Genomic DNA, 11,555 nt, shown 5'->3' with positions numbered 1-11,555 from the left:
GCTATAAACGGCGCAAAGAAAACTGGAAAACAAGCACCACGTACCCGTATCAACGGTGAGATCCGTGTTAAGGAGATTCGCTTAGTTGGTCTCGATGGTGAAGCGCTCGGTATTGTCTCTATTGAAGAGGCATTGGATGCTGCAATTAAAGCCGGCGTCGATCTGGTAGAAATCAGCCCTACCGCTGAACCACCAGTTTGTCGTATTATGGACTTTGGCAAATTCCTCTACGAAAAGAGTAAATCTGTTAAAGAACAGAAGAAAAAGCAAAAACAGGTCCAGATCAAGGAAATTAAATTCCGTCCTGGAACTGATGAAGGTGATTATCAGGTAAAACTACGCAACCTGATTCGCTTTCTTGAAGAAGGGGATAAAGCCAAAGTAACGCTGCGTTTCCGCGGCCGTGAAATGGCGCATCAAGACCTCGGCATGAATGTTCTGGAACGTGTTAAAAACGATCTGGAAGAGCTTGCTGTAGTGGAGTCTTTCCCGAAAGTGGAAGGTCGCCAAGCCGTCATGATGCTGGCCCCTAAAAAACGGTAATTAGGCCAAACAAGTAAAAAGGCCATCAGATTTATATCTGATGGTTTTTTTCGCCTGATTACATTACTGGCAAACACAATGCGGAGTTCGTAATGCCAAAAATGAAAACTGACCGTGGTGCTGCTAAGCGCTTCAAAAAAACCGGTTCCGGTGGTTTTAAGTGCAAACACGCCAACAAACGTCACATCCTGACCAAGAAAACTACCAAGCGTAAGCGTCACCTGCGTGCGCCTGGCATGGTTGCCAAAGCTGATTTGGCTCAAGTTTCAAGAATGCTGCCATACGCATAAGGGAAGGATTGACAAATGCCAAGAGTTAAACGTGGTGTGACTGCTCGTGCGCGTCACAAAAAAGTTCTGAATGCGGCTAAAGGTTACTACGGTGCTCGTTCCCGTGTTTACCGCGTAGCTGTTCAAGCAGTTACTAAAGCTGGTCAGTATGCTTACCGTGACCGTCGTCAGAAGAAACGTCAATTCCGTCAACTGTGGATTGCACGTATCAATGCAGCAGCTCGTCAAAACGGTCTGTCTTACAGCCGTTTCATCAACGGTCTGAAGAAAGCTTCTATCGAAATCGATCGTAAGATCCTTTCCGATATCGCAGTTCATGACAAAGCGACCTTTACCGCTCTGGTAGAGAAAGCGAAAGCCGCTCTGGTTTAATTGAACAAGTGCGAAGAGGGAGGCAATTTGCCTCCCTTTTTTTATCTCTATTTCTGGCCAATTTATTGATATTTGCCCTGTTTATCTTTTCCTGACTCAGGAACTGCCTGTTAATCGTCTTCATAACACCTGAATCTGTGATTCAGCCTTTTGATCACCTAATTCCCGATTTATACTAGGCGGTTATGATCAACGCATAATTGGTTATCGCTCGACAGAGCAAAAATCTGCAGAACAAAACCTTGTACGGACAAGGGTAATGAGGGAAACATGCAGCAACTAGAAGAAGTGGTCGCCAGTGCTCTGGCGAAAATTGCCGAAGCAACAGACAATAATGCTTTAGAAGCATTACGTGTTGAATATTTCGGTAAAAAGGGTGTTTTTACTGAACAGATGAAGGCTTTGGCTGGTTTATCTCCTGAAGAACGTCCAGCCGCAGGGCAACTGATCAATCAGGCGAAAGAAAAAGCGCAAAATGCATTAAATGAACGTCGGGAAGCATTAACAACCGCTGAGTTGTCGAAGAAGCTGGCAGCAGAAACCATAGACGTTTCTTTACCTGGTCGTCGCTTTGAAAATGGTGGTATTCATCCAGTTACCCGCACCATTGAACGCATTGAACGGATCTTCGGTGAGTTAGGTTTCAGTGCTGAATATGGTCCTGAAATTGAGGATGATTTCCATAATTTTGACGCATTGAATATTCCTGGTCATCACCCTGCACGTACTGATCACGACACCTTTTACTTCAATCCTACACTGATGTTACGTACTCATACCTCTGGTGTGCAGATCCGTACGATGGAAAAACAGCAGCCGCCGATCCGAATCATCGCGCCTGGGCGAGTGTATCGTAATGACTATGATCAGACACATACTCCGATGTTCCATCAGGTTGAAGGTTTGCTGGTTGATGAAAATATCAGTTTCTCTAATCTGAAAGGTATTCTGCACGATTTCCTGCGTAACTTCTTTGAAGAAGATTTACAGATCCGCTTCCGTCCATCTTACTTTCCGTTCACAGAACCAAGTGCTGAAGTGGATGTGATGGGTAAAAATGGACGCTGGCTGGAAGTTCTGGGCTGTGGCATGGTGCATCCGAATGTGCTGCGTTCAGTTGGGATTGATCCTGAAAAATATTCTGGTTTTGCCTTCGGAATGGGGGTGGAACGCCTGACGATGTTGCGCTACGGCGTGAACGATTTGCGTGCGTTCTTCGAAAATGACCTTCGTTTCCTCAAGCAGTTCAAATAAGGATCAATCAACATGAAATTCAATAAAGCCTGGATTGATGAGCTGGTTCCTACCTCCTTGTCTGCAGAAGCGCTAGCCGCACAGATCACAATGGCTGGCCTTGAAGTCGATAGCATTGAGCCTGTAGCCGGTACATTTAACGGTGTGGTTATCGGCGAAGTCGTTGAATGTGCTCAGCATCCAGATGCAGACAAACTTCGTGTCACTAAAGTCAACGTTGGTGAATCCGAACTGCTGGATATCGTTTGTGGTGCACCAAATTGCCGTCAAGGGTTACGGGTTGCGGTTGCTACCGTTGGTGCGGTATTACCCGGCGATTTTGTTATCAAAAAAGCGAAGCTGCGTGGTTTGCCATCTCACGGTATGTTGTGTTCATTCGCTGAATTAGGCATCGGTTCTGATCACAGCGGTATTATTGAGCTGCCTTCTGATGCGCCAATAGGTACTGATGTTCGTGAATACTTGTCGCTGAACGATTCTTGTATCGAAGTCGACCTGACGGCTAACCGTGCTGATTGTTTGGGTATGCTGGGTCTGGCTCGGGAAATTGCAGTATTAAACCGGTGTGAGCTGAAAGAGCCGGAAATTAAAGCTGTTGAAGCTACTCTGACCGATATCTATCCAATTAATGTTCAAGCTACCGCAGATTGCCCGCGCTATTTAGGTCGTGTTCTGCGTGGTCTGAATGTAAAAGCGGAAACCCCATTATGGATGCAGGAGCGTCTGCGTCGTTGTGGGCTGCGCTCTATCGATCCGATTGTTGACGTTACAAACTATGTCCTGTTGGAACTGGGCCAGCCGATGCATGCCTTCGATCTGGCTAAGTTGCAGGGAGCAATTCAGGTTCGTCGTGCGACCGCTGGTGAAAAACTGACATTGTTGGATCAAACGGAAGTATCTCTGCGTGACGATACATTGATCATTGCGGACAATCGTGGTCCGATCGCGATGGCGGGTATTTTCGGTGGAGCTGATACCGGAGTTGATGCTGAAACGACAACTGACATTATGCTGGAATGTGCGTTCTTCCAACCGTTGTCTATCACAGGCCGTGCACGTGCCTATGGTCTGCGTACTGATTCATCCCATCGTTTTGAGCGTGGTGTCGACTCACAGGTACAGTATAAAGCCATGGAACGTGCTACAGCGTTGTTGCTGGAGATCTGTGGTGGTAGCTGTGGTCCTGTTATTGATCAGACAACAACAGATGCACTACCAGTAATTAAAACGGTATCACTGCGTCGTGAAAAACTGACCCGTCTGGTTGGTATGGCGTTCGATGATGCGGAAGTCACCGATATTCTGACTCGTCTGGGTTTAGCTGTCATTGCGACAGACACCGGTTGGCAGGCAACTGTTCCAAGCTGGCGCTTTGATATAGCTATTGAAGAAGACTTGGTTGAGGAAATTGCGCGTATTTACGGTTATGACAATATTCCGAATATTGCCCCAGAAGCGCATTTGACCATGTCTGAGCATAAAGAGGCCGAACAACCGCTGAAACGCTTGCGTGATCTGTTGGTTGATCGTGGTTTCCAAGAAGCCATTACCTACAGCTTTGTTGATCCTAAAGTTCTGTCATTGCTAGAACCAACTGCGGATCCAATCGTTCTGCCAAATCCGATTGCGTCGGATATGTCGGCGATGCGTGTGTCTTTGTTACCGGGCCTGCTGGGCGCCGTGGTTTACAACCAAAATCGCCAACAGAGTCGTGTTCGTCTGTTTGAATCTGGCCTGCGTTTTATTCGCGATGCTAGTGCAGAAAATGGTATTCGTCAGGAAGCAATGCTGGCTGGGGTTATTACTGGTAATGCGGCAGATGAAAGTTGGACAATTGCTAACCGTGCGGTTGATTTCTTCGATCTGAAAGGCGATGTCGAGGCATTATTGGAACTGACGGCGAATGCTGAGGCTTATCGTTTTGTGCGTTGTGAACATCCAGCTTTGCATCCTGGACAATCAGCTTCAATAGAATTCAATGGTAAATCAGTAGGTTACATCGGTGTGGTTCATCCATCACTGGAGAAAAAACTGGGACTGAAGAGCAAAGCCATTGTATTTGAACTGGAATTAGCTGCGATTCTGCAGAGAAATATCCCAGTTTTTGCTGAAGTATCAAAATTCCCTGGTAACCGTCGCGATCTGGCAATTGTGGTCGACCAAGCAATTTCTGCAGATGATATTCTTCGAACTGCAAGAAAAGTTGGCGGAAATCATGTAGTTGGCATAAACTTATTTGACACATACCAGGGTACTGGTGTGCCGGATGGGAAAAAAAGTCTGGCCTTCAGTATGGTTCTGCAGAATGTAGAACGTACGCTGGAAGATAAGGAGATTGCCGAAACAATGGAACGTGTTGTTGAAGCACTCCGAGTAGAGTTCAATGCTACTTTGAGGGACTAGCTATGGCCTTGACCAAAGCCGATATTGCAGAACATCTCTTTACTGAGTTGGGAATAAGCAAACGTGACGCCAAAGAATTGGTTGAAACGTTTTTTGAAGATATCCGCTTGGCCCTTGAAAATGGCGAGCAGGTGAAGATATCTGGCTTTGGTAATTTCGAACTCCGGACAAAAAATGAACGGCCGGGTCGAAATCCAAAAACTGGTGAGGATATCCCTATCACAGCCAGACGGGTGGTTACTTTCCGCCCAGGTCAAAAGTTAAAATCACGGGTTGAGCATGCGAGACCTGTTGAAGACGACGAAGTTGACGATGAATAAAAAAAGGCCAGTGTAACTGGCCTTTTTTATTTCCGACTGTTCACCGAATACACAGAGCTTCGAGATCGGTGATGAAAATATCAATAGCTGAACTCATCAGTGCGGGCTTCTGATGGTATTGATTTTATTTGTATTTTTTTAACTCGCCGTAAAACTTGCGCTAATTTTTTTCCATTCCAGCTTGTTGTTTCCTCGCTGAAACAGGCTGACTGCAATGAATCTAATTCTATTTTCAGTATTGAGTAGAAAGGCAGCATTTCAACATTAGTGAATATCATTTGCCAGCGGCAAGAAGCCCAAGCTAGCAGAGCTTGATAAGTCTGCATAGCATCATTATTGATGCAGGCGTGCTGCAGATCCTGCCAATACAGATTCAACTTACGTCGAGCCCGTATTCTCTTCCGATTATACCAAATGACAGCAATGACAGGCGTTGTCATGGCAATGGAAAAGCCGAGTGTGATAAGTATTTTTGATATTATAAAATGCCAATCGCGAGAGGCTGTTATATGTTTTGATATTGCAGGGGTGGTGACTGTAACTGATTTAGTTTCCTTGATCACTGACGCCTGAAATTTCCGTTCGTCCAATGTCGCAACTTGGGCGCGATCACTAATGGTGTTCCACCAATTTAATGTGAGTGAAGGTACAACAAATGCGGTATTTTTCTCAGGCACAAAAACTTGCTTGAAGGTTTTTTGACTGACTAACATACCATTTTGTAATTGTTGATCACTTTTCTGCCCATCACTATAAACACGAACATTCGACAATTCAGGTAAAGCTAATGAGGGCAATTGTTCAGGAGTATTATTTATGCCTGTTAAAGTAATAATACGAGTTATGGGTTGTCCTATTTTTGCATAGCTGGTTTGTGGCTCCCAACGTTCTTCCAGTGTAATTCCTTCGCTGGGCAACCAATCATTATCTTTTCCCTGAAATGATGTGGGAATTGGTTTGATTTCGATAATCTGATCGGCTGATTTTTGTGTGTTATCAGAGGCAATAGCAAAGCCGGGTACGTTTATGGTGCCAGTCGTTTTCGGAATTAAAATATATTGATAGGTTAACGTTTCCTGATAATGGTCAGCAAATATTTCTTTGTCTTCAGTTGGTTGGCCAACAGGAACGATTGTTAATTCCTTGACTGAAGGCACAATAGGGGGCTTATTTTCAGGATCTGCCCGTTTAACCAGTGTGACGGAATAATTAATTATCTCATTTGGATAGGCCGTATTTGTACTGATTTGAGATTCTATCAAATGAGGCGGAGGTATAAGCTCTGACTCTGACGCTGTAGATACAGTGTTGTTAGATGGACTTTGTGTGTTTCCATCTATTACATTAAGTGTACGCGGTTCAGATTGCGTATCTGCAATTTGTAATGCGGGAATGATGACATCACCTGCCGCAACCGGTTGTAGTGGGATTATCCAGACAGTTTCTGTTGTGCTGGGATGGGTAATTTGCAGATTACCAATGATAAAGTCTTTAAAAAGGGGGCGAATATCTAACGCGTCATTGCTAAGGTTTTCATCGGCGGTAATAGTATAAGTGAAACTTTGACCTAAGGAGATCTGTTGATTGTCAATTTTGCTGGATATTTGAACAGCTAAGACTTGCGATGAACACAATGAAATGCCGCAAAAAAATGCCAAGCCATATAAGTTCATACGAATAAGTTTCATGGCTATGACCTAGTTAGATTTGTTCTTTTGTTGTAGTTGTAATCGTTTTTGCAACAGATTGCCAGGCTCTTCAGGCAGTGCTCTTAAAAAATTAAGAGCTTTCTCAAGGTTACCATTTTTTTTCTCTAACTCTGTAATTGCTTCATCCGTTTTGTTTTCTGATGATTGATTCTTTAACCAGTCTTCAAGAAGCTTTTTATTATCTTTTGCCTCCTGTAATTGAGGGTTGAGTTGGAGAGCATGATTGTATGCTGTGATGGCTTCTTTTATTTTTTCCAAATGGGCAAGCGCATTCCCTTTATTATAATATGCCGTTGCAGTATTTACTTTTTCATAGAATTGAATGGCTTTTTCAAAATTTCCCGAGCGGTACATGGCGTTTCCTTTCCATGTATAGTCTTGAAACTCATCTCCCGCTTGCTGATAGTGGCCTTGCTTATATAAATCCATTGCTAAATCTTTAGCATAAATTTGTTTTGGAGTATAAAGCAGACACACAAGACACAATATATAACCTTGGCGGAAACATAGGGCTAATATGATGAGTGGAAGCAAAAAATAATAACTAATTTCTTTATATATAATGATGTCTTTAGACGCGTTATTTTTTGCACTAAAACTATCATTTATTTCAATTTTATCTAGATTCTTAATGTCAATTAATTTTCCACCAAGCCTATTTGCAGTATCAGCTAATACAGCCATTGGTGTTTTAGCTACGATAAGTTGACCTGAAGGGGTTCGTAATAAACCACCAGAGGGTAAGAGTGCTACGGAGCCTGTCAATGTGCCAACTGATACGATATCTATTGGCCAACCGAGAGGTTTAATGTAACTGACTATTTTTTCAGACTGTAAACTGGTCAGTTGGTCAGTAACGAGAATGATTTTTATGGGGGTGTTTTGCTTCAGAGTGGAAACCATTGATGCAGCAAGTTTTATTGCTTCTACTATATTCGAGCCGGATTCTGGCATAATTGATGGATTCAACGCATCAATGAAATGAATAAGAGTGCCATGATCATCAGTAAACGGTGAAATAATATGTGCAGAACCGGAAAAAGCAATTAAAGCAGTATTGGTTGAAGGATTTACTGTCAGGAAATGATCTATTTTTTGTTTTGTTAGTATCAGTCTGGATGGTTTAATATCATCCGCATACATTGTTTTATCCATGCCAACCAAGACAATACTGTAGGTATTGCTTTTTACTAATGTTGTTTTTTGCGGTAGTGCAGGACCTGCAAGGGCTATAATTGATAAAATGCAAAAAACAAATAATAACAAGGGAATATTTATTTTCGATTCGCGAGGTGTGCTTTGGGTTAGATATGACAATAAATGCAATGAAATATAACTTTGCTGTTTTTTCTTTCTTGACGACACGAAATAAAACAATATGAATAATGGAATTGTTAATGCAAATGCATAGGGTCTCAGAAAAATAATATCAGTCATTTTTTAACATCCAAAGCAATAACATCATGAGACCTACTAGGCAGGAGAGCGGCCACACCAGTAATTCTTTATATGGTTGATAGGTTACTGTTTTTAGTGATAGCGGTTCAATAAGATTTATTTGTTGATATATTTCTGATAAATCCTGCTCACTGCGTGCTCTGAAATATTGCCCTCCAGTCATAGTTGCTATTGATTCTAGAGTGGTTTCGTCTAAATCGCTTTCAGTTTGAGTTTCGCTAGGGTCTGATCCTATTCCTATTGTATAGATCTTTAACCCACTGGCTTTAGCTAATGCGGCTGCATCAAGAGGTTGAAGGGTATTGACTGTATCCCGGCCATCACTCAATAAAATTAAGATTTTGTTTTTAATTGGTTCGTGTAGCGTGCGTTTGACGGCAAGAGTGATCGCTTCCCCAATCGCTGTGAATTGACCTGCAAGGCCATAATTTACTTCGCTGAGCAATTGCCTTGCCGCTTGCCAGTCTTGAGTAAATGGCACCATCAGATAAGCATGATCTGCAAAAAGAATAATTCCGATGCGATCGCCTTGACGCTGTTTAATGAATGATTGTAAGTAAGATTTAACCATCTCCAGTCGTTCAGCTGGCTGGCCATTCAAAGACATATCTTTGATCTGCATACTTTTTGATAAGTCGATGGCCAACAACAAATCACGAGAAGGAGATGTCTGTACAATAGGATTATCTAGTAATTGAGGGCGAGATAAACTAATGACCAGTAATATCCAACAGAGGACTAATAATATGCGAGTCCAAAAATGACGGGGTGTATCTCCTGTGAGTTTTTTGGAAAAATAGGGGAGTGTTGGCGCATATATAATCAGATGCTGGTTTTGTTTCGGTTTGATTAACCACCAGACAAAAAGCGGTAAAGGTAAGATACAGGCAAACCATGGCCAAGCAAAAGTGATCACAATGGTCTCCTATTTTTTATTGCTTTAATCCATCGTTTACATTCATTGTAAATAGCCTTTTTTTCTTTATCTGAAGGCGTAATTACAGAATACGACCAAATTTCCCAACTTTCTGCATATTGAAGAAAATTGCAAGATGAATGATTATCAAGAAATTGGAGCCACTCTCTGGTATGTAATTTTGCAAATTTTTCACGTTCCCAAAAATGAGATGCACTTTTCTTTAGAAAGATATTAATGCAAGGGATGTACTTGTCTTGCTTATTTTTGAAGATATATCGTAACTCACGATTTGCGTGTAAATGAAATTTGTATTGCGGGATTTTTGTATAAGTGGTGTATAATAAAAAAATCAAAATTATCGCTATAAAAATAGCAATAAAAATGATGCTGTTCTTATTGAAGGCATCAATATCAGGCCCGGGTAAAATGTCGTGTAATTTATCAATCGGCGCTTTCATTTATAGTTGTTCTGTTAATGATTTAGATGCATCAAATGCGAGTAACTGCTTGCTATTACTGCAGAGCTTTCTTTCCAGTTCAAATTGTCGAAAACTAGCCACGCGGGAGAAATCATTTCTGAACTCATCATCAGCAAGTAAGAGACCTGATTCTTTATTATTGGTTACCCCTAAGATTCCGTCGCCTTCTATATGTCGCTCTAATGCATCATAAACTTGGATAAGATTAACTTCATGACGCTTTCTGAGATAACGGATCATTAAAAATGCTTTGGGGGATAATTGATAGTAATCACTAATGACCACAAGCCGTGCTCCTGGCCGTAACATATTGCCAAGGGTATTCAGTGATTCATTCAAATCGCTAGGAGATGGTTTGTGGTGTAATCCTGCGGTGTATATTTCGATAATTTTTTTTAACCATAACAAAACTCCTTTGCGATGACTTATCGGGGATTGTATGGTCGTACGGTCTCCGCTCAATATCAAACCGCCAACCTTGTCACCATTTTTTAGGGCATACCAAGCCACTGCAGCAGCAACTAAGGATGCTAATCGTGATTTTAGTTGTCCTTTTGAACCGAAATACATTTCTCGGGATAAATCTAATAAGATATAAACTGAACGATCGCGCTCTTCCCGAAACAGTTTAGTATGTGGCTTTCCGGTTCTTGCGGTTATTTTCCAATCCATATTCCTGACATCATCACCAATCATATAAGGACGCGCCTCGGCGAATTCCATGCCGCGTCCTTTTTTACGTGAAAGGTGTGCACCCGTGCGCCAGCCATCGGAAAGACGAGCGGCAATACGACTCCCATTAACGGAAACAGCCAGTAAATCGTCCAGAGTGAGCGTAATGCCGTCGTTTAATTTCATGCCACAACAACCTTTTGAAGTAGCAAGGATATGACATCTTTAGTAGTAATACCGTCTGCTTCAGCTTCAACGGTAAGTATGAGTCGATGCCGCATGACAGGGTAGATGCAATATTGTATATCATCAGGCGTGACGTAGTTTCTTCCCGCCAGCCATGCACGCACACGGGCGCATCGCAATAAAGCAATACTGCAACGCGGACTAACACCATAAGCTATCCATCGGGCCAGATCTGGATCATACGCTTGTGGATGGCGAGTCGCTGTCACCAAATTGACGATGTAGTTTTCAATCGGCGTTGATGCGATCACTTGCAACGCATATTGCCGGGAGGCAAAAATCTGAAGCTGGGTGAGTTTGGGTGCATCAGGTGTTTCTTCTGCCCGGCTTTCAGCATGATTGAGTCGTAATATATTCAGCTCATCGGCTGCAGTAGGGTAGTCGATTTCTAGATGCAGCATGAACCGATCCAACTGAGCTTCAGGTAAAGGATATGTGCCTTCTTGCTCTAATGGATTTTGTGTCGCCATGACCATAAACAATGGCGGCAGATGGTAGCTTTTTCGGCCGATCGTAACCTGTCTTTCTTCCATGGCTTCTAATAAAGCACTCTGGACCTTGGCGGCCGCACGATTAATTTCGTCCGCCAGTACTATTTCGTTGAAGAGCGGACCCGGTTGAAATACAAATGTGCCGTTTTGTGGACGGTATATTTCAGTCCCAGTTAAATCTGCAGGCAGCAAATCAGGTGTGAACTGGATTCGGTGGAAGTGACTCTCTACACAACTGGCCAGCATTTTGATGGAACGCGTTTTTGCTAATCCTGGGGGGCCTTCAACAAGAATATGTCCATCAGCCAGCAACGCAATTAACAAACCATCGATCAGGTGTTGCTGACCAATAATTTGCTGGTTTAGAAATTGTTTTACTGTTGCTATGCCTGCAAGACA

12 protein-coding genes are annotated in these 11,555 nt (G+C 42.7%); 6 read left to right on the top strand and 6 right to left on the bottom strand.

Translation table 11 applies throughout. The features are described 5' to 3' along the window. Positions 1-3: 3 nt before the first annotated feature. The 6 genes from infC to ihfA all read left to right on the top strand — a co-directional run bounded on the left by infC (position 4) and on the right by ihfA (position 5,182). Entirely contained in the window at positions 4-543 is a 540-nt protein-coding gene (infC, locus tag H027_RS0101445) for a translation initiation factor IF-3 (protein WP_081741337.1), read from the top strand. A 92-nt stretch (positions 544-635) separates the two neighbouring features. After that, positions 636-833: a 50S ribosomal protein L35 gene (gene rpmI, locus H027_RS0101440; protein WP_024870752.1), complete on the top strand. Its 198-nt coding sequence runs from the start codon at positions 636-638 to the stop codon at positions 831-833. Between the two features lie 15 nt (positions 834-848). Next, positions 849-1,205 (top strand): 50S ribosomal protein L20, encoded by a 357-nt coding sequence (gene rplT, locus H027_RS0101435; RefSeq protein WP_024870751.1) that lies wholly within the window; start codon positions 849-851, stop codon positions 1,203-1,205. 270 nt (positions 1,206-1,475) lie between these two features. Beyond that, positions 1,476-2,459, top strand: a complete 984-nt coding sequence (gene pheS / locus H027_RS0101430) for a phenylalanine--tRNA ligase subunit alpha (protein WP_024870750.1) — start codon at positions 1,476-1,478, stop codon at positions 2,457-2,459. Positions 2,460-2,471: 12 nt separating this feature from the next. Beyond that, on the top strand, positions 2,472-4,862 hold the full coding sequence (gene pheT / locus H027_RS0101425) for a phenylalanine--tRNA ligase subunit beta (protein ID WP_024870749.1): 2,391 nt from the start codon (positions 2,472-2,474) through the stop codon (positions 4,860-4,862). Positions 4,863-4,864: 2 nt separating this feature from the next. Then, positions 4,865-5,182, top strand: coding sequence for an integration host factor subunit alpha (ihfA, locus tag H027_RS0101420; protein ID WP_024870748.1), 318 nt, complete (start codon positions 4,865-4,867; stop codon positions 5,180-5,182). An 80-nt stretch (positions 5,183-5,262) separates the two neighbouring features. On the opposite strand, the gene H027_RS0101415 is transcribed toward ihfA, so the two are convergent. The 6 genes from H027_RS0101415 to H027_RS0101390 are packed head-to-tail and all read right to left on the bottom strand — an operon-like array spanning position 5,263 to position 11,543. Beyond that, complete coding sequence (locus H027_RS0101415) at positions 5,263-6,870, bottom strand: BatD family protein (RefSeq protein ID WP_081741336.1); 1,608 nt, start codon at positions 6,868-6,870, stop codon at positions 5,263-5,265. Positions 6,871-6,879: 9 nt separating this feature from the next. Then, positions 6,880-8,328: a VWA domain-containing protein gene (locus H027_RS0101410; RefSeq protein WP_024870746.1), complete on the bottom strand. Its 1,449-nt coding sequence runs from the start codon at positions 8,326-8,328 to the stop codon at positions 6,880-6,882. Continuing rightward, positions 8,321-9,265 carry a VWA domain-containing protein gene (locus tag H027_RS0101405; protein WP_024870745.1) on the bottom strand — a complete coding sequence of 315 codons (945 nt, stop codon included), beginning with the start codon at positions 9,263-9,265 and terminating at the stop codon, positions 8,321-8,323. Before H027_RS0101405 ends, H027_RS0101410 begins: the two co-directional genes overlap by 8 nt. Further along, a complete protein-coding gene (locus H027_RS0101400; RefSeq protein ID WP_024870744.1) occupies positions 9,262-9,726 on the bottom strand; it encodes a DUF4381 domain-containing protein in 465 nt (154 codons plus the stop codon). The genes H027_RS0101405 and H027_RS0101400 overlap by 4 nt, the downstream gene beginning before the upstream one ends. Then, positions 9,727-10,605 (bottom strand): DUF58 domain-containing protein, encoded by an 879-nt coding sequence (locus H027_RS17365; RefSeq protein WP_024870743.1) that lies wholly within the window; start codon positions 10,603-10,605, stop codon positions 9,727-9,729. Further along, positions 10,602-11,543 carry an AAA family ATPase gene (locus tag H027_RS0101390; protein WP_038149346.1) on the bottom strand — a complete coding sequence of 314 codons (942 nt, stop codon included), beginning with the start codon at positions 11,541-11,543 and terminating at the stop codon, positions 10,602-10,604. Before H027_RS0101390 ends, H027_RS17365 begins: the two co-directional genes overlap by 4 nt. Between the last annotated feature and the right edge of the window lie 12 nt (positions 11,544-11,555).

It is taken from the genome of Tolumonas lignilytica, from assembly GCF_000527035.1.
Classification (GTDB): Bacteria; Pseudomonadota; Gammaproteobacteria; order Enterobacterales; family Aeromonadaceae; genus Tolumonas; species Tolumonas lignilytica.
The sequence above is the reverse complement of the archived record's forward strand: the minus strand, read 5'-3'. Positions and strand labels throughout refer to the sequence as shown.